Annotated in this window: 22 protein-coding genes and 1 tRNA gene; 5 read left to right on the top strand and 18 right to left on the bottom strand. The window is 57.2% G+C overall.

Going from position 1 to position 16188, the window contains the following annotated elements; all coding sequences use genetic code 11:
* The 7 genes from ACCQ08_RS25630 to ACCQ08_RS25600 form a co-directional block, all read right to left on the bottom strand.
* The coding region (locus ACCQ08_RS25630; RefSeq protein ID WP_373451351.1) for a phage major capsid protein at positions 1-538 on the bottom strand (538 nt) is incomplete at its 3' end.
* A gap of 2 nt (positions 539-540) precedes the next feature.
* Positions 541-1428, bottom strand: a complete 888-nt coding sequence (locus tag ACCQ08_RS25625; RefSeq protein ID WP_373451350.1) for a head maturation protease, ClpP-related — start codon at positions 1426-1428, stop codon at positions 541-543.
* Positions 1364-2599, bottom strand: a complete 1236-nt coding sequence (locus ACCQ08_RS25620; RefSeq protein WP_373451349.1) for a phage portal protein — start codon at positions 2597-2599, stop codon at positions 1364-1366. The genes ACCQ08_RS25625 and ACCQ08_RS25620 overlap by 65 nt, the downstream gene beginning before the upstream one ends.
* Positions 2600-2610: 11 nt before the next feature.
* Entirely contained in the window at positions 2611-4287 is a 1677-nt protein-coding gene (locus ACCQ08_RS25615) for a terminase large subunit (RefSeq protein ID WP_373451348.1), read from the bottom strand.
* Entirely contained in the window at positions 4287-4730 is a 444-nt protein-coding gene (locus ACCQ08_RS25610; RefSeq protein WP_373451347.1) for a terminase small subunit, read from the bottom strand. Before ACCQ08_RS25610 ends, ACCQ08_RS25615 begins: the two co-directional genes overlap by 1 nt.
* Positions 4731-4860: 130 nt before the next feature.
* On the bottom strand, positions 4861-5043 hold the full coding sequence (locus ACCQ08_RS25605; RefSeq protein WP_373451353.1) for an HNH endonuclease: 183 nt from the start codon (positions 5041-5043) through the stop codon (positions 4861-4863).
* A gap of 227 nt (positions 5044-5270) precedes the next feature.
* Entirely contained in the window at positions 5271-5780 is a 510-nt protein-coding gene (locus ACCQ08_RS25600; protein ID WP_373451346.1) for a hypothetical protein, read from the bottom strand.
* A gap of 554 nt (positions 5781-6334) precedes the next feature.
* Here ACCQ08_RS25600 and ACCQ08_RS25595 point away from each other — a divergent pair.
* Entirely contained in the window at positions 6335-6637 is a 303-nt protein-coding gene (locus ACCQ08_RS25595; RefSeq protein ID WP_373451345.1) for an HNH endonuclease, read from the top strand.
* 37 nt (positions 6638-6674) lie between these two features.
* Positions 6675-6950 carry a hypothetical protein gene (locus ACCQ08_RS25590; protein ID WP_373451344.1) on the top strand — a complete coding sequence of 92 codons (276 nt, stop codon included), beginning with the start codon at positions 6675-6677 and terminating at the stop codon, positions 6948-6950.
* Between the two features lie 167 nt (positions 6951-7117).
* Here ACCQ08_RS25590 and ACCQ08_RS25585 read toward each other — a convergent pair whose 3' ends face one another.
* The 3 genes from ACCQ08_RS25585 to ACCQ08_RS25575 form a co-directional block, all read right to left on the bottom strand.
* Positions 7118-8071, bottom strand: a complete 954-nt coding sequence (locus tag ACCQ08_RS25585) for a hypothetical protein (protein ID WP_373451343.1) — start codon at positions 8069-8071, stop codon at positions 7118-7120.
* A gap of 106 nt (positions 8072-8177) precedes the next feature.
* A complete protein-coding gene (locus tag ACCQ08_RS25580; RefSeq protein ID WP_373451342.1) occupies positions 8178-8630 on the bottom strand; it encodes a hypothetical protein in 453 nt (150 codons plus the stop codon).
* A 176-nt stretch (positions 8631-8806) separates the two neighbouring features.
* Positions 8807-8882, bottom strand: a tRNA-Gly gene (locus ACCQ08_RS25575).
* 69 nt (positions 8883-8951) lie between these two features.
* Between ACCQ08_RS25575 and ACCQ08_RS25570 the strand changes: the two genes are divergently transcribed.
* The gene (locus ACCQ08_RS25570) at positions 8952-9281 is read left to right on the top strand and encodes a hypothetical protein (protein WP_373451341.1); all 330 of its coding nucleotides are present in this window, start codon (positions 8952-8954) and stop codon (positions 9279-9281) included.
* A gap of 856 nt (positions 9282-10137) precedes the next feature.
* On the opposite strand, the gene ACCQ08_RS25565 is transcribed toward ACCQ08_RS25570, so the two are convergent.
* The 6 genes from ACCQ08_RS25565 to ACCQ08_RS25540 form a co-directional block, all read right to left on the bottom strand.
* Complete coding sequence (locus ACCQ08_RS25565) at positions 10138-10572, bottom strand: hypothetical protein (protein ID WP_373451340.1); 435 nt, start codon at positions 10570-10572, stop codon at positions 10138-10140.
* A gap of 242 nt (positions 10573-10814) precedes the next feature.
* Entirely contained in the window at positions 10815-12230 is a 1416-nt protein-coding gene (locus ACCQ08_RS25560; RefSeq protein ID WP_373451352.1) for a replicative DNA helicase, read from the bottom strand.
* A gap of 20 nt (positions 12231-12250) precedes the next feature.
* Positions 12251-13003 (bottom strand): ATP-binding protein, encoded by a 753-nt coding sequence (locus ACCQ08_RS25555; RefSeq protein WP_373451339.1) that lies wholly within the window; start codon positions 13001-13003, stop codon positions 12251-12253.
* Entirely contained in the window at positions 13000-13950 is a 951-nt protein-coding gene (locus ACCQ08_RS25550) for a hypothetical protein (protein WP_373451338.1), read from the bottom strand. Before ACCQ08_RS25550 ends, ACCQ08_RS25555 begins: the two co-directional genes overlap by 4 nt.
* A gap of 2 nt (positions 13951-13952) precedes the next feature.
* Positions 13953-14144, bottom strand: a complete 192-nt coding sequence (locus tag ACCQ08_RS25545; RefSeq protein ID WP_373451337.1) for a hypothetical protein — start codon at positions 14142-14144, stop codon at positions 13953-13955.
* Positions 14145-14245: 101 nt separating this feature from the next.
* Positions 14246-14755 carry a phage regulatory CII family protein gene (locus tag ACCQ08_RS25540; RefSeq protein WP_373451336.1) on the bottom strand — a complete coding sequence of 170 codons (510 nt, stop codon included), beginning with the start codon at positions 14753-14755 and terminating at the stop codon, positions 14246-14248.
* 59 nt (positions 14756-14814) lie between these two features.
* Here ACCQ08_RS25540 and ACCQ08_RS25535 point away from each other — a divergent pair, with 59 nt between their 5' ends.
* Positions 14815-15033 carry a hypothetical protein gene (locus ACCQ08_RS25535; RefSeq protein ID WP_373451335.1) on the top strand — a complete coding sequence of 73 codons (219 nt, stop codon included), beginning with the start codon at positions 14815-14817 and terminating at the stop codon, positions 15031-15033.
* On the opposite strand, the gene ACCQ08_RS25530 is transcribed toward ACCQ08_RS25535, so the two are convergent.
* Complete coding sequence (locus ACCQ08_RS25530; protein WP_313330290.1) at positions 15030-15257, bottom strand: Cro/CI family transcriptional regulator; 228 nt, start codon at positions 15255-15257, stop codon at positions 15030-15032. The genes ACCQ08_RS25535 and ACCQ08_RS25530 overlap by 4 nt on opposite strands.
* 80 nt (positions 15258-15337) lie before the next feature.
* Here ACCQ08_RS25530 and ACCQ08_RS25525 point away from each other — a divergent pair, with 80 nt between their 5' ends.
* Positions 15338-15973 (top strand): S24 family peptidase, encoded by a 636-nt coding sequence (locus ACCQ08_RS25525; RefSeq protein ID WP_373451334.1) that lies wholly within the window; start codon positions 15338-15340, stop codon positions 15971-15973.
* 3 nt (positions 15974-15976) lie between these two features.
* Here ACCQ08_RS25525 and ACCQ08_RS25520 read toward each other — a convergent pair.
* Positions 15977-16188 (bottom strand): hypothetical protein (locus tag ACCQ08_RS25520; RefSeq protein WP_373451333.1); only part of this gene is annotated, 212 nt, incomplete at its 5' end.

Here is a 16188-nt window from a genome sequence, read left to right as displayed (position 1 = left end):
AGATCTCACCATGACCAAAGCCCAACTCAGCCAACACAGGAGTGGCAGTTTCAGGGCGGGCGTCAGTTTCGCCCACCCAACCAGAGCCCGTGCCGCCCATGTTGAACAGCTTCTTCCAGCCGGCTTTGCTGGTGGGTTGAACCTGGGCCAGTTGACGCATGGGCGATTCCTCACGCAGCTTGTCCGTGATGGTGCGGTCCCATTCGACGGGCGTCAGGTAGCCACCTTCGTCTGCAGTGCCCTTGTTCAGAGCGGCTTGCACATCACCCTTGCGCATGTGGGCGTTGAAGGAGTCGGTGTACTCCTTGTCACGCAGCGCCTTAGTGCCAGCACCCATTTGCGCAGAGGCAATCTTGGTATGCGCGTCTTCGACTTCCTTTTGCAGGCGGTCGATGTCGGCGTTGATCTTTTCCTGCTTGGCCTGGAAGTCAGCGGTGCTGTTGCCAGCTTTCAGGGCGTTCAGCTCCTGCGTGTGGGTGCTCTTGAACTCTTCAAAGGAGCGACCCAGGTCTTCAATGGTCTTGTTGATGTCGGTCATATTTAGCCTTTCATGGCGTTGAGTAGGTTTTGCAGCGAGGCCGCTGCCACTGGTTTTGCTGCCGAGTCACTCAGGCCGCCATTGCCAGCCGAATCGCTCAGGCCGGACTTAAATTCAGATAGGACACGCTGTGCTTCGCTACGAGGCATGCCGCTTGCGCGCAACGCAGCTTCGATGCGGCGCACCGCCGAGGCTTGTGTGTCGGAGCCCTGTTTGATCGCTGAATCCTCCAGCAAGGCGTCCGCCCAGCCGTCAGCGACAGCAACAGAGCCGCCGATCCAGCTTTCCTTGTCCATCAGTGATGTGATGCGCTTGAGGTCCACACCAGTGCGCTCCTGGTAAACATCGGCCATGGCCGCGTCAAAGGGCGCCATCTGCTCGCTCAGTGCGGCGAAGTCGTGACGGTTGCCGGCGGCGAGACACCAGCAGTTGTGGATCATCAGGAACGATGGCCGACCAATGCGGATCTCATCGCCAGCCATGGCGATCACCGAGGCGGCGCTTGCGGCCATGCCCAGAATGTTCACCGTGACACGGCCCGGATGCATGCGCAGCTGGTTGTAGATCGCCACCCCCTCGAACATGTCACCACCTGGGCTATTCACGTTCACGACCACATCACGCTCACCGATAGCGCGTAGGGCTCCAGCGATCCGGTTTGAGGTAACACCCTCACCGGTCCACCAGTCCTCGCCGATCACATCCAAAATGCTGATCGTGTTGTCTGGAGAGTCGCCAGCAGCCGCCTGGATGCCTGGCGTCCAACGGGACATCGCACTAGGCGACACAAACGACTGGATGCGACCGCGCGCCCCAGCGTTCAGCTCAGGTAGTTTTCTTAGGCTCATTGCTTTCTTTCTTTCCAGACGGCTGTCCGAGCTGAGTTGCATGTGGCAGGTCAGTTGCTGGGTAGTCCAGCAGCTCCCGCACTTCGTCTGCGCTGTGCCATGGCTGATGCCCGCCAGCGCCCAAGGCCTTGGCGAAGTAGTCGGCTTGGTCTTTGAGGGTGCCGCGCAGCAAAGCGCGCACGTTGAACTTGAAGTACAGGGTTTCCCGCTCTCGGTCGGTCAAAAGCGATCGGGCCAGGGCTTCTTCCCAGGCCTGCATGCGGCTGGCCAGCGTGTATTGCACGAAGAAGATGCCCAGTTGCTCAATGCCAGAGCCCCAACTGGTGTCGTCCATCATCAAGAGGGGCCGGGGCACGCCATAAAGGCGGGCGACTTCCTCAATCTGGTGGTTCCGGTTCTCAATCTGCTGCGCATCTGCTGCGGTAGATCCGAACTTGTTGGCCTTGGCACCCTCCTCCAGCAACATCCATTTGTTGATGTTCTCGGCCCCTGAGTGGTCTTCATCCAGAGAGCGCTTCATACGCTCATAAGCCGAGTCGGACAACTCACCCGCTACTTCAATGGCGCCACCAGCCATGACCCCCGTTCGGAATACGTTGGCTGCAGCACGCTGCGCGCCGGCCGCAAGGTCAAAGACCTCAGATGCCAACTTTCGGCGGGATAGCCCCTCGATACCATCGAGCGACAGGTCGCGGATGTGCAGGATTTCGTCCTGGTCCAACGTCAACTGGCCACCGTTCTCGGTTGTGCATTGGTACTGCATCCGCCAACCCGGCCCAAGCTTGCTAGTGACCCGTCCCTTCTCGAAAGGGATAAGGTGAATGGGGCGGCCTCCAGATCGGATGACACGCGCATAAGCGTTGCCCTCCGTCTCCAGCAAAAGCTCCATCTGACTCTTGAACTCCATGGGAGTCTGGTAGGGGTTGGGCTTGATGCGCACCAGCTTGTGCCCCGCGTGGTCAGTCGCCTTTTGCTTGTCACTCCCCACGCGGTAGAGGCTCAAGGGCAGCATGCCCAGGCCGTTGCACAGGAGGGTAAGGCAACGCAGTGCCGCGGTGTTGCGCAGCATGTTGCCTTGGGCACCTGTTTGGCCCAGGCGAATGAACTCCAGAAACGCCGGGTCATCCAGTCCGGTAAAGGTGAACCCCTGAGCACTGGACTGCGGGCGCGACTGTGCCTCCGGCTTGCGCCGGAACATATCGAATATTTTCATTGAGTCGTACCCTATAAGTACCTGATGCCGCGCCGCTCGTAGACCGATTTGCGCTTTGCCTCAGGGTTCGTCGCCATCAGCGTGATCGCGTTCAGCGAGGCCATCAGCGGGTCAATTTTGGCCGTGCCGCTGGCCTGCTTGGTGATCAGCACAGCGTTTCCGGAAGGAACTACCTTGGCATTGCCCACCGACCAGGCCATCATTGGCGAGTCGGCGTGTGTCAACTGGCCATCCTTCAAGGCCAACTCGGCCACCGCGATCGCGCCGGTCAGCTTCCAGCCCTGAGAGATGCCAATGATGAGATCCTCCGGGATGCCTGCATCAATCAGCGCTTTGAACACGACCTTGTGGGTGCGCTCCGGATCCAGGCCAATCTTGGCCAACAGGCCAGCGTCGTAGACCTTTTTGCACAGGGCGGCCAGTTCCTCAACGTCCTGACGCGGCCTATCGACAATGATCAGGTCGCCATCGCTGACGAAGCCGTGGTACTTGGATGCTTCGGACTTGCGCCGCTCGATGCCGATGGGATGGACCCACGCCCTATTCCACAGCAGGCAACTTTCTTTCCCAGCCTCACGGCCCTCGATCCCCAGCCCGAGCAAGTCATCCAGGCCGCCACCATCGATGCCGATGGTGATTACCTCAGAATTGGCAATGATGTGGTCCAGTGTTACGCGCTTGTCGCCGTTTTGCTCCCAGTAGTCAGCGCCTGTCCACCGCTGGGCGGACATATTCATGCCTACCTGGACGTTCAGGTGCTTGGCCCTGATGTCCCGGACTGCATGCTCGCCAGCCTCCTCTGCCTCCTGGATCTTCTGCGCGATGACCTCAGAATCCACCGACACATTCCAATTTGGGTTGGTGATGTATGCGTTGTCGAGGTTCTCGTAAGCCTTAGCCTCCAGCATATGGTCAGGGAATTCGTAGATCACAGGCAGGAACCTGCGATCCACCACCTGGCCGTCTCGCACCTTGCGGGCGTAGTTAAGCTTGTCCAGGAACACGCCGGCAGGCGGGTTCTCCGATTGCGTTGTGCAGTAGAAGACGAAGCCTTCCGGACGAGAAGTGATACCACCTGTCGCCTCCGTCAGCATCGATGTAGCCTTGGCGCTCTTGCCGAACTCGTGCAGCTCATCAATGAACACGCCGATGGCCTTTTTGCCAGTGACAGTCGCGCTGTCGGCCGCCACCACTTTTAAGGTTGCGTTGTTCAGCCGGTCAGTGACAGTTTTGATGTGCTGCTGCTCGTGAAACCGGGCTGACAACTCGTCATCGGCCAGGATCATCTCCCGAATAGGCTTGTACGCGTTGTCAGCCGCTTCCTTGGTCGGCGCCAGGATGATGAACTCACCCGCCGCCCGAGTGTTGAGAATGAGCGCTGTGAGCATTACGCCCGCAGCAATCATTGATTTGCCGTTTTTCTTGCTCACCATCAGGAAATAGTTGGTGATCAGGCGGCGCCTACGCTCCGGGTCATAGGAGCCAAACAGCGCCGCTACCAATTCATTCACCCAAGGCAAGCAAGCGTCACCCATCAGAGGGCTACCGTCAGCGTCCACCATCCGAAGGGCGCCGAAGACATCCATTGCATCGGCTGCCACCTCTGGAAACAACGGCTCAACGGGCACCATGGACCGACGCGCAATAATGCGCTCCTCCCAGTCCGGGAGGCTCGTAGTCCATTCCATCACTTCACCGCCCGCAAGCCAAATCTGCCTGCTCCAGCTTTCTCAGCAGCAGCCTGCTTTGCATCTTTCTTGCCGGCCTCGCCCATCTTGGCGAACTCAAAGGGCATCAGCGCCTTCGCAGCATCGATGCGCAGCTTTGGCTCCAACTCAACATCGTTCATCGCTGCCATCAGAAAGGCGCGAGGGTCTTTATGCGCCATCGCCTGGCTGAGGTCAAACGATGGACGGTCAGCCGGCGGAGCCTCGCCTGTTTCCTTCGCCTTCTTGTGCTTCTGAAGGTGCTCGGCCACCTCAGCATCCTTAACAAGCCGTGAACCGGCTGCCGATGCAGTAGCTGGGCTATACCCTGCGGCGATTGCCGCGTCTTTATTCGACTTGCCAGCCAAAACGGCATTGGCGAACAGTCGCTTTTTGCCTGTTAAAGCCATTAACAAATCCTCCATGGGAGAAATAATCTGCGCATGCGGAACAGGTCGGTTTCGAGGGCAAAGGCCTTGTGGACTTTTCTGGCCCCGGGGTGCCTGCCGATGCCTCGGCGGTTCGACCACAGCCCTCTGGCGAGTCGCTCTCGATTCACCCAACCCGATACCGCTCCTGCGCCTCTCGCTTCGTCTTGGCCTTGTGGCAGTCTGTGCATCGCACCACCAGGTTCGATTGGTCGTTGCTGCCACCCTGCTCTAGCGGGGTGTCGTGATCTACCTCGTTCGAGGCATGGACCCTGCCACAGTCAACGCAGGTGTAGGCGCCCACAGTCATGGTGCGCTCCCGGATCTTCATCCACCTGCTACCTCGTATCCGCTCCGTCGCTCCAGCCTTTATATCCAGAACCTTAAGGCCAGAGGGAAGCATTGGCAGGTGTGACTTGAGAGTTTTCATTCACTACTCTCCGGCTCGGTCAACAGCTGTAATTGATACGGATTCATCAGAGCAATTGTAGAGAGGAGGCCAATTTAAGCACTTCTCAACTTGCCCACATCAATTAATCAATATACTGAATGAAATAGTAGGAAAGGCTGTAGTTTAATAAGATCTTTTTCAGACTTTATTCTACATTCATCATGTTTTCGGCTTTTTTCAAAATATGCAAATGCGCAACTTGAATGCGAACCACCATTACTAATGCAGGCATCATAATCAGGATATTCGCCGCAGGATTTCAAAATCCCCTCCTCCTTCGCTTGACGGAAACTTTTAACCTGCATGTCTTCATAGGCATAAATACCAGCAAAAATAGCAATCGATAGCAGCGCAAAAGCAGCAATTTTTTTTATATTCCTACCGACACTTGCAAAAATTCGACTAACAAATCCGACAGCCTTTGCACCAGCATTCAGAGAATAATAGCTACTCGCAAGTATAAAACTGTTGGCAGAAGCCAACCACTTCTTTCGAGCCAACTCCTTCTCCAATTGCAGACGCTCTCGCTGCAGTTGAACCCTCTTAAGCTCTTTATCGACATCCGCATCAGACAGTTCATCAATTCTTTTGGTCATAGGGGTGCTTCAAAATAGTTCGCCGCAGTCTACTGCAGAACGCAAGCCCGCCAGCTAACTCAACACCTTAGATTTCAATCCTAGATGCTTAGGGGCCACCACCCCTCTTGGATGCGCACCACTGCGTCAACCCGGCGCAGGTGTCGAAACAGCCGGTTGCGCTCACAGTAGCTGCAGACCATTGCTGGTGCGCAGCCGCCGCCGTGCGGCCTACAGGTCCTGTCATTCCGCCCTGGCTTGCCTCGCTCGGCATATCCCTTGCGATGCTCTTTGCCTGAGGCGATTGCTTTGTCCAGGCTCATGCGCACCCCTTCGGCTCGGCCTTATTTGGCGTTGCCATAGGCTCCTCCATGCTTATCGGTAGGTGTTGACTACTCAGCCGGACTTAGGCCAGAATCCTGCCATCGCACCTTCAAAGAGTGCTGTGACATTCACCAAGTGTCGACCGATTTGCCCAGCGGGCCGGTTAGCGATGTCGTACACCGACATTCGAATGCAGAGGTACACGAGCCGCGAACAGCTTGCACTGCAATCTCCCTTCATTGGAGATTCATATGCGCTCTCGTGTCGCCAAACACCGTCATTCCGCCTTCCAAGCCCAAAAGGGCCTCTGCTTCTACTGCAACCAGCCAATGGTTTCTGCCAAGAAGAAGCATCACCCCAATCGCTGCACCGCAGAGCATTTGCGCGCCAAATGTGTTGGCGGCTCCGACAGAGCATCCAACATCGTGGCTGCATGCTGGCACTGCAATCACCATCGCCATGCTGGAAAGCAGCACGCTCCAGAGCCCTCCGAGTGGAAAGAACTGATGCAGGCTACAAACAAACCCTCGATTGATAGCGTAGGCACCTTTTAACTGGGATAGCATTAGATTCGTACTTCACGGATCCATCATGCAACCCAACAACTTTCTTTCCATCCACCAAAGCGCAGAGCAAGGCCGCATTAAAGCTGAAGCCTTGTACGTCTACATTCGCGCCGCTCTAGATGTAGCGGAAAACAAGCCGATTCCTAAGTCTCTAGATGCGTATCTGGCGCAGGCAAGACATATCTGGCAAGTGGGCTCGGCGGAAACAGATAATGCATACGCCGCATTGATGGAAGAAAGCCATCGCCTTGCTCAAAGACTGGCAACTCACTCCTGTTTCATCCGTCCTACTGGGGCCTGAGATAGCGCAGAGCTGCCAGTCTGCTACTGGTGTGAGCCTGTAGCCTTGGCTTGAGTGTCTTCAATCCCATGGCTCTCTCCTATCGGGTCGCAGCCGACTCATGCCGAATTGAGCCGCCAATAAAAAAGCCACCGTTAGGTGGCATCTCTTAGGCCTGTAACGCGGGGTCAAAAGACTTGCGTGATTTGCGCAGAACGGATGACGCCATTCGCGCGAGCGATAACCACCTCTAGGCGAACACGCTTCCGCTCCTGAACTGCTGACAACACTTTAGTTAGATCGTCACCAGAGAATTGTGATTCATCCATTGTTGCAACGAACTCACCTGTTCCTGGGCCAGCCAGAACATATTTCATTGTTCCTTCATTCCGTACATTCACTTGGAAGATGCGGAAGTCTAGATCAAGCACCTCTGACTCACTTCGAGCCTTAGGAGACCGACTATTCAAAGCATGGATGTCATCCTGATCTAAGTTAGTGCGTCCAATTTCAATTTCTTGAGCATCGCCTGCTGCTCGCACTATAGCCTTACCGCCTTCCACAGATGCTTCTTTAAAGCTATCCACAACTTTATTGCCGGACATAGCCTTAGCAAAGATCTCAAACTGTTTGGTGCGCTCTGCTTCAACTAGCACCACCTGCTCCTTTTTATTGCTGTCTTTATAAACTTCTGCGGTGGCCGCTATCCCGGCCTGGCCCATGTAACCAGCAACAAGCAACCCTGCTATGCAGAGAATGATCTTTTTCTTAGTTGCGTTGTCCATGGTTACGATGCTCTCGCCAATTTTTTCGATGAGCTTTCCAATACTAGCCTTGAAGTCAGAACACCCGGCCTTTACCTCGAATACCAACTCAAGGGCATCTCTCTCATCAGCAGTGAGCTTACGAATGTCTCTGCTACCGTGTAGGGCCAGAGACGCTGCAGCATAGATCTGTTCTTGATACTGCCAAAGTCCCCGGGCCAATTCTCCTGGCACTGAAGAATGATACTTGGCTCCATCAATCATGATGTGCAGGACATCCATCTCACCGGTTAAAGAAAAGTCATCAGGGTTTTCACCCGCAACCAATCTCTCAAGATAGGCTGCCGCCTCCTCAACTGTAGCAATCTGAATAGTCATCCGCAATCCTTTGTTACAAGAAGCGGATCATATCTTATCGGGTCGCAGGGGCTAGGCTCCAAGTGTGTAGGTCGCGTGTGCGGAGAGCCTGCCCTGCGGTAACTGGTTACTTGAGGATGGTCACCTTCATGGAGTTGCCGCCCTCTGTGACGCTGGTGAGCGTGGCATTCAGCAGCCGAAGCAGGTCAAGGACCTCGGCCTTCCACACTTCGTCGTGTGCATGCTGGCTTGCCTTGAGGCTCTGGATCAGGGCCTTGTTGTCTGCAGCTGGGATGATGCGCTCGCCTGCGTGGACGGTTGGGTGCATCTTTTGCATCTTGAGCAACTGATCGCGCAGCCCGCCGATGGTGCAGACCTCATCTGCTACGGGTGTGCCGGCATTGATTGGCTCGCCACCAAGAACCGTTGCGCGAAGGCACTTCAGCACCTGCGCAACTTCTGGAAATGCTCCGAGCCAGCGCTGATAGTCCTCGATATGGGCAGGGAAGCGCCAGGCCACACCAGAATCTCGCTTCAACTCAGGACACAGCCACAGGGCTATCTTTCGTCTTAGGCTCATGGCTTACTCCAAAAGAAAAGCCAGCGCTTGGCTGGCCTTGGTATTCGTACCCCATCAGACAACCCTCATGGGCTGTGGTTGCTGTTCGCTTCTTCAAGCACTGGGAAGCTCTCAGTAGGAGATGCCGCACCTTCATACCGCTCGGGTGCGGGCCGCGCTTGCTGCAGCTGGACATGTGGAGCATCTAGTGGGAGTCGAACCCAGCTCTGCGCAGCTTGGAAGGCTGGCGACACAACCCGTGTGCTTAGATGCGGAAATGAAAAAGCCCCGCACTTGGCGAGTGCTAGTAATAATAGAACTTCAACTAACTAAGGAATTTCTATGATCAAGCATCCAAACGAAATACGCACGGTGTTCGAAGCAATCACCGCCATCGAAGATCTTGGTAACTCCATATCACATGCAGACTCTATAAGTGATGCCCAAAATAAAACCCCAACTCAATTGCAAAGAGTTGCGTCACGGTATGACGAGCTTCATCCTGTAATCACAAAAATTATTGAGAATGCGGACCCGCGTCAACTCACTTCGGATGAGAAAAGCTCTTTACTTAAGCATTTAGAAGCTGTTGGCTCAGGCGCAGATCGGAAGGCATATGTATCGATAGGAATCATCCGATCAACACTGGAAAGCAGGAAGGTTAAGTTCTAACGACCTGTACTACCCAAAACCCAATGCGCGGGGCCGGGAAGAGAGGGCAATGGGCAGATCAAAGGGCTCGGGTTGCTGGTGACGGTTCCAGCGACTACCCCGGCCGTGCACAGCCAAGTTCGTCCGTCGATAAACATCCAGGCTACCCACCTCCCGAAGCAGTGGTTACTGGCGCCTTACTTCATCACAACTGCTGACTGCATGACGTATGAATTGCTTGTGGTCGCTTTCGCTCTCGCAGCACTTCGGTTCTCAATCAGCATGTGTGGTGACACCGAAACGAAAAGAGCCCTCCGAAGTGGAGAGCTCTCTCACTGAGCTTTTGCAGTCACTACCGCCTCCACATAGGATATACGACTCTGTGCTGTTGCTCAGTCAATGGGGAGACTGTACCACACAAATCGGGCAAGCGCAACGACTAGATCCGTAGTTTTTCAGCGTCATTGCGCCAGCCTCTACAACTGCCCCCTCCCAGGAATCAAAGAATCTCGTTCGGTGGATAGCGTCGCCCTGGCGTACTTCGCAAACAGTCCTTCCATTCAGCCCCATGAGCTGGACCTGCCAGCCAGCTTGCTCTAGGACATGCTTCAACTGCGCTCCGGTGATCGGGCTAGAGGCGGTCTGGATATGCTCCAGGCTCCAAGCCCGGGCGAGCACGTCATCCGGTAGCCTGCCCACTCGGCTGTAACCCGAGATGACAATCTCTCGCCGGCAGCCCCAGCAACGACTGCACCAACCAATATTTCGATCTAGCCACACGCTCCGGTTCTCGTGGAGACAGTGGCCCAGGTAGTGGACATTGACCAGGCGCTCAGCCTCGCTCAGTGGTCGCTCCTCGCGGTTGGCGCAGCTCATGTCACGCTCCTCTGTTGATCAGCATCTGACGCGCATCACGCAGCAGATCGGCCAGGCCCTGCAGGCTGGTGCCCAGCTTCTTGCATGCGCGGCCGGGGCTGGCTTCCTTGCTGCGCGAGTCCATCACATAGCACCAGTTCAATGCGGCGCGGTGCTTCTCGGGCAGCTGTGCGACGGCCTTGGCTACCTTAGCAGCGTCCATTGGATCCATCAGCTCGGCGGCTACGTCCCCAGGCTGGCGCAACTGCGGCTCACGCGGCATGCCTCGGAACATGGGTGATATGTCGCGGCGCATCGGACCGTGGCACCAACGTCCCCAGTTGACCAGGCGGATATCCATTGGCCGCTGGGCTTCTGCCACCACATTGAAGTCAACATAGCCCCGGCCGCTGCGGCGAGCGGGGGTGGATAGTGCTGCTGTCTCTGCAAAGTTCATTCGGGCTCCGTTTCGGTTATTGGGGTTGGGTAGCGCCGGCTGGTCGCTGGCTCAGGGCGTTCATGGCAAGGGTTGACGCCGTTCGGCATTCGTCTTCAGACCCCAGGTGGATGGGCACCCAGTCAGAACAGGCGTTTTCGACGTAGGCCCGACGGTTGCACTTGAGCATGGCCTCCACTGGCTCTACGTGAAGCGCTGATTGGGTCTGGCTCCACAGGAGCACATGCGTTGCCTCTGCTGGCTTAGTAGTCATCGGGATACCTCTTGTGCGCCCGTGGGGCAGTGGTGGCGGTGTTGGTGTTGCTGGTGAGGGATTCGGTGGATTCAGACCAGCGCTGGTACTTGCCGTCGAAGTTCAGAGCCATGTCGCTCTGCCCCAGGTCGCGGCCCTTGATGGCGCCCAGGCCCTTGATGGATGACTCATCGATGTCGCCCTTCTTGTGGTCCCACAGCACCAGCACAATGTCGGCGTCCTCCTCTATGGCACCGCATTCCTTCAGGTCGGACAGCTGGGGCTTGGGGTTGGAGCGCTTTTCCACCTCTCGATTGAGCTGGGACAGCAGCGCGATGGTGATGCCCAGCTGGCCTGCCAGGCGCTTGAGGTTGCGGGTGATCTCTTCCAGCTGCACCCGGCGGTCTTTGCGCTCATCAGTGGCAGCCATCAGCTGCAGATAGTCGATGACCACCAGTTTGACCTTGTGCTTGCGCACCAGCTTGCGGATCTTGGCGGAGATCTCTGCCAGGTTGACGCCTGGGCAGAACTCGAAATACAGCGGAAGATCTCGCATGCGTTCCATGGCGTCTGGCACACGGCCATAGTCATCGGGGCTGAGCTTGCCCGTCTTGAGCAGGCGCAGCGGCACCCGGCCGAGGTTGGCCACCGTGCGGCGCATCAGCTCCTTCTCGTTCATTTCCATGCCCAGGAATGCGGAGGGATAGCCCCGCTCGGCCTGGTTGAGCGCCAGCTGCTGGGCAAAGGATGACTTGCCCACGCTTGGCCGCGCAGCGATGACAATCAGCTGCCCGTCATAGGTGCCGCCGGCGAGGATGTAGTCCAGCTTCGTAATGCCAGTCTCGCGCCCCAGCACGGCCTTGCCGTCTGCCAGGTCCTCCAGCTCGTCAAGGAATGGGATAGCCAACTCGCCCACCGACTTGGCCTCAGAGGTCATGCGCTCATCAGCAATGGCATCGAACAGCGTCACGGCCTGGCCAGAGATCTCCTCGGCTGAGAGCGATTTATCCTTGAGCAGCTCACCCACCTTTGCCGAGGCCTCTGCCACGCGGCGCAGCCGGTGCAGGTTCGCCACAATGCGGGCGTGGTGGGTAACCATCCGCACCGAAGCAAAGGAGCTTGTCAGGTTGTTGAGGTAGCTTGGCAGTCCAGCGGCGTAGGCGTCATCAACCTTGCCCTGCAGGTCCTGCAGCACCACCACAGGGTCCACATCACGGCCTGCCAGAACCAGTCCTTCCACAGCGGTCCAAATGCTTTTGTGCAGTGGATGAGCAAAGCTGCTTGCCGACACAAGCCCGGCTGCCAGGTCAAAGGCCTCAGCGCCACCACTCAGCAGCGCGCCCAACACACTCTGCTCAGGGACTAGGGATGGATCGGCCCAAACCGCCACAGCGGGGGCGGGAAATTGCGAATCGAAATCCTGCATATCAAAGCCACTTCTCGCGTTCATCGGTTCTCCTTGCGGTGGCTTTCCCATGCGCAGATGTGCATCTCAGCGCCGTCACGAAGGCGGTCGAACGCCCGGGGGCCCAAGACTGGCTTCACATCCTTGGCGTGCAGGTTGGACAGGACCACGGTCGGCCGGCCCAGCTTGTATCGGCGGTCGATGACATCAAGGATTTGCGTGCGCTCAGCCTCTTTGTCGAAGCCCACGCCCACCTCATCGAGCACCAGCAGGCCAATCTCGCCCAGGCGGTCAATCACCTCGCTCTCGGTTTCGGCGTCTTCATCACGATTGCGCCCCCAGGTAGCGCGCAGCAACCGCACAATCTCCCGGGCGCTGTAGATCGCAGCAGGGATGCCGCGTTCACGGATGAGGTGGCTGACGATTGCGCTGCCAAGGTGCGTCTTGCCGGTGCCAGGCGGCCCGATAAGCCACAGATTGCGGCCGCCATCGAGCTCCACGGATTCGGCAAAGGCCTCGCACGCAGCAAGCACTGCGGCCTGCGCGGGGGTACTGGCCTCGTAGCTTTCAAACGATGCGCGCAGCATGCGGCCTTCCATGCCGCTCCTGTCGATCAGTTGCGCCAGCACCTGGCCAGCCTCTGCCGCTTTTTCCCGCTGACGGTCTTGCGCCTCTTGCGCCTGAATCTCCGCCTCGACGCATCCCCAGCAGCGAGTCCAGCGGCCTGTCTCAGCGTTCACGCGTGCGCTGTAGTCCCCGTGAATAGGGCAGTTTTCTTTTCGTGTATCGGTCATCCCCAGCTCTCCGCACCTTCGTAGTAGCTCGCATCAAAGTTCTCCCGGCCCCCGCTCGCAGTGGGATAACCAGCCTGCTGGTCTTCAGCGCCTTCCCAGCGGCGGTTGTTGAGGTAGACCAACGGCGCCGGCACATATCGCCCGCCCTCCTTCGTCCACATCTCACCCACCTTCATGCGCTCGACATGCGCCAGCACAACCTCGACATGCTTTTCTGCGTCAACCTTTTTCCAGACCTCCAAGCACTTGCCCTTGGCCCCTTTGCGTTCGGACTTCGGCCAGGCTTGCCAGAAGCGCTCAAAGCCGTCAGGTGCATGGGGGGGATTGGCACGCCCGCCCCCCTTGGGGGGTAGGGGGGTATTTAATAAACCGGTTCCGGTTCCGGTTCCGGTTCCGGTTCCGGTGTCGTCTCTGCCAGGGTCACTACCCTGTCCGTCCCCGTTCTGTCCCGCGCTTGTCCCATGGGACAAATCAGGGACCTCTGCCCCCTGTCCAGGGTCACTACCGCGCCCGTCCCCGTTCTGTCTTGCCGCTTCTTCAGCGTCTTTGCGCTTCCGGTATTCAGCTTTGCGTTGACGCTCTTTGTCCTTGACGCCCATCATTTCGAGGACCCGAGTGGTCATCGTGGGGTGATACAGGCGGCCATCCACGGCCTTCCACCAGCCACGCATCAGGATGGAGCGGGACTTTGCGAATTGGGCTGCCTTCATGCCAATGCGCACTGCAATAAGTTGGTCATCGTCTGGCAGGGAGCCACAAGGAACCTGCTTCCAGGCGGTCGCCCAAAGCATCAGCAGCCACGGGCGCAGCTCTGCGGGTGCAAGTGCCCAGGTATCCGACTGCTCAATGCGCTCTAGGTCCAGCTCGAAGCGCCAACCCTTCGCCCGTGTGTCAGCTGCATATGGCGGCTCTGAGGGTGACGCAATGGCTTGCGAATCATTGGCCATGCCTATTCCTTTGCCTCCAGCGCCTGGCGCTTGGCAGCACGGATTGCGCGAATCAGCGCGTCCACGTTGGTGACTGCGACGAAAACATTGCTGGAGGCGCTCTGTAGGTCAGAGGGCTCCTGAGTGATGACGATTTGGCCGTCTTGGGCCAAAGAGACTTGAATCTCGTCTTGTTGCTGTATTGCTATTGCCATGTGTCCACCACAAAAATGAAGGAACACCACAGATAGAAGGCCAGCGGCCGGCAGGTGGTGGATCTGCTGTGCGGGAGCTACCCTGGCCGCTGGCATAACCTTTAAGCCGCGGCCTCAGCGCGCGCAGCGCTCTTGCCTTGCTTGCTCTTCGTCTTGCCCTGCTTGTTCTTGGCCTCGACGGTTTGGACCAGCTGCTGAATGGCAGCCAAGGCCTCAGCGGCTTCCTTCTGGATGCGCGCCAGGTCGTTGTCCGAGATCACGCCATCTGCATCGCCCTCCAGGGCGGCGCTCATCACATGAGACAGCTCTTGCGCCACGCTGGAGATCGAGCGATGCACACACGGGCCGCCTTCCATCTCCACCACAGGCAGGCGCACAAAGCCGCCGCCATCAGCTGCAATCGCGTTCACAAAGTCATGGCAGTGAGGCGTGTTGGCCTCGATGCAGATTTCTGAGATCAGCGTGGCGGTGCTCAGGCCCAGCTTGAACTTGGGATCACCCGACAGTTCTTTGCGCAGCACCTCGGCGGTCTTGCCAAGGCGCGGCGCCAGGCTGTCGTAGCCGCCTGGGTAACTTTTGGCCATCTGGCGCAGTGCATCTTGTGGAGTCATATCCGGCCTCTATGTTTCTGGATGTTGTTTAAGTTGCGCAGCTTTCAGATACTGGCTGCATGAAAACGCAAAACACCTCCGCCACCACCCGCCGCCCACAACTGCTGGGCAAGCAGATCCACAACAGCATGCGAACCAGCGTGACCACCAACGTCGATGCAGACGGGCGCACTACTCGCACACTCCAAACCTCATGCTTAGAGGTGAATTGGATAAGCGGCGAGGCAGTCATTCGGTTCACTGGTAGCCGGGTGGAAATGGCGAAGGCCGGGGCCTAAGCTGTGGCCGGCTCGGTGAGGTCTGGCCAAATCAAGTGCCAGTCGTTGGGCCGAAGATCCTTGCGACTGACCTTTCCAGCGGTCAGTCGCTCGATGCGCAGGCAGTAAATAACTGGCACTTGCTTCTTCCATTGCCAGACAGCAGCCTTGGTGACACCTAAGGCCACCGCAAGAGCTTGTTGGGAGCCGACGACTTCGGCGGCGGTGTCGATTGGGTTTTGCATTGCCCCAGGATAGCATTTCTAGACTTTATAGGCAATATTTTCTATCCCCGCTGTGTAAAGTATTTCTATACGATTGCCATATGGAACTTAATGACTGGGTGCGCGCAGCTCGCAAGCACGGAAAACTCACACAGGAACAGCTTGGAGAAGCTGTTGGACGCACTAAGGCCAACGTCGGTCATTGGGAGAAAGGCCTTCACTCGCCTAGTTTCGAGATGGTTCAGCGCATCGCAGATGTCACTGGCTATCCGGCACCAAACTCAGCCACAGCTCCAGAAGCAAACGCGGATGACGCGCCAAAGCTGCGCCAGGCTCGCGCCATACCTGTAGTCGGAAGCGTGAAGGCCGGTGATGATGGCTACCTTGAAGAACTGCAATACCCAGTTGGACATGGGGAAGGCTTCGTGATGTACTGGGCCCAAGATCCTGGTGCGTATGCACTGAGAGTCAAAGGCGACTCCATGCACCCACGGTACAGGGCTGGTGAGTTTGTAGTGATCACACCCAATATCGAAGCTCAGCCCGGCAGGGATGTTGTGGTGGCGCTGAACAATGGCAAGAAGTTGCTGAAGCTGCTCAACTGGTCGCGTGATGGCGAGGTACAGCTTTTGAGCATCAATAATGGATACACACCAATGACCATCGACATGGTCGACATCGAGAAGATCCATCGCGTAGCTGGAAGCGTCCCGCCCGATGCATTCGAGCCATACTGAGGGTCATCCGCCAACATCGCCTAACCGCCTTCGGGCGGTTTTTTGTTGCTTGAAAGAAACCCATCTTCCTTGTAAACCGCATGCAGGTACGTAGAGACTATCTTTTCTATCCTTTGATGGATAGGTCAGCTTGACATTAAGACTAGATTCACTATACTTCAACCGTCGCAGCAACAAAAGCGATCCAGCCACCCCGAAGCGATTGGTATGCGTAG

The sequence above is a fragment of the Comamonas sp. SY3 genome (assembly GCF_041730275.1).
Classification (GTDB): domain Bacteria; phylum Pseudomonadota; class Gammaproteobacteria; order Burkholderiales; family Burkholderiaceae_C; genus Comamonas; species Comamonas sediminis.
This window is presented reverse-complemented; position numbering and strand designations above follow the sequence as displayed.

What these genes read in the sequence shown, in the direction of transcription:
- ACCQ08_RS25615 (WP_373451348.1), bottom strand. Translation starts at nt 4,287, where the DNA reads ATGGAATGGACTACGAGCCTCCCGGACTGGGAGGAGCGCATTATTGCG.
- ACCQ08_RS25620 (WP_373451349.1), bottom strand. Translation starts at nt 2,599, where the DNA reads ATGAAAATATTCGATATGTTCCGGCGCAAGCCGGAGGCACAGTCGCGC.
- ACCQ08_RS25535 (WP_373451335.1), top strand. Translation starts at nt 14,815, where the DNA reads ATGAAAACGCAAAACACCTCCGCCACCACCCGCCGCCCACAACTGCTG.
- ACCQ08_RS25555 (WP_373451339.1), bottom strand. Translation starts at nt 13,003, where the DNA reads ATGACCGATACACGAAAAGAAAACTGCCCTATTCACGGGGACTACAGC.
- ACCQ08_RS25560 (WP_373451352.1), bottom strand. Translation starts at nt 12,230, where the DNA reads ATGCAGGATTTCGATTCGCAATTTCCCGCCCCCGCTGTGGCGGTTTGG.
- ACCQ08_RS25545 (WP_373451337.1), bottom strand. Translation starts at nt 14,144, where the DNA reads ATGGCAATAGCAATACAGCAACAAGACGAGATTCAAGTCTCTTTGGCC.
- ACCQ08_RS25610 (WP_373451347.1), bottom strand. Translation starts at nt 4,730, where the DNA reads ATGGAGGATTTGTTAATGGCTTTAACAGGCAAAAAGCGACTGTTCGCC.
- ACCQ08_RS25540 (WP_373451336.1), bottom strand. Translation starts at nt 14,755, where the DNA reads ATGACTCCACAAGATGCACTGCGCCAGATGGCCAAAAGTTACCCAGGC.
- ACCQ08_RS25525 (WP_373451334.1), top strand. Translation starts at nt 15,338, where the DNA reads ATGGAACTTAATGACTGGGTGCGCGCAGCTCGCAAGCACGGAAAACTC.
- ACCQ08_RS25595 (WP_373451345.1), top strand. Translation starts at nt 6,335, where the DNA reads ATGCGCTCTCGTGTCGCCAAACACCGTCATTCCGCCTTCCAAGCCCAA.
- ACCQ08_RS25585 (WP_373451343.1), bottom strand. Translation starts at nt 8,071, where the DNA reads ATGACTATTCAGATTGCTACAGTTGAGGAGGCGGCAGCCTATCTTGAG.
- ACCQ08_RS25590 (WP_373451344.1), top strand. Translation starts at nt 6,675, where the DNA reads ATGCAACCCAACAACTTTCTTTCCATCCACCAAAGCGCAGAGCAAGGC.
- ACCQ08_RS25570 (WP_373451341.1), top strand. Translation starts at nt 8,952, where the DNA reads ATGATCAAGCATCCAAACGAAATACGCACGGTGTTCGAAGCAATCACC.
- ACCQ08_RS25625 (WP_373451350.1), bottom strand. Translation starts at nt 1,428, where the DNA reads ATGCAACTCAGCTCGGACAGCCGTCTGGAAAGAAAGAAAGCAATGAGC.
- ACCQ08_RS25580 (WP_373451342.1), bottom strand. Translation starts at nt 8,630, where the DNA reads ATGAGCCTAAGACGAAAGATAGCCCTGTGGCTGTGTCCTGAGTTGAAG.
- ACCQ08_RS25550 (WP_373451338.1), bottom strand. Translation starts at nt 13,950, where the DNA reads ATGGCCAATGATTCGCAAGCCATTGCGTCACCCTCAGAGCCGCCATAT.
- ACCQ08_RS25565 (WP_373451340.1), bottom strand. Translation starts at nt 10,572, where the DNA reads ATGAACTTTGCAGAGACAGCAGCACTATCCACCCCCGCTCGCCGCAGC.
- ACCQ08_RS25530 (WP_313330290.1), bottom strand. Translation starts at nt 15,257, where the DNA reads ATGCAAAACCCAATCGACACCGCCGCCGAAGTCGTCGGCTCCCAACAA.
- ACCQ08_RS25605 (WP_373451353.1), bottom strand. Translation starts at nt 5,043, where the DNA reads ATGACTGTGGGCGCCTACACCTGCGTTGACTGTGGCAGGGTCCATGCC.
- ACCQ08_RS25600 (WP_373451346.1), bottom strand. Translation starts at nt 5,780, where the DNA reads ATGACCAAAAGAATTGATGAACTGTCTGATGCGGATGTCGATAAAGAG.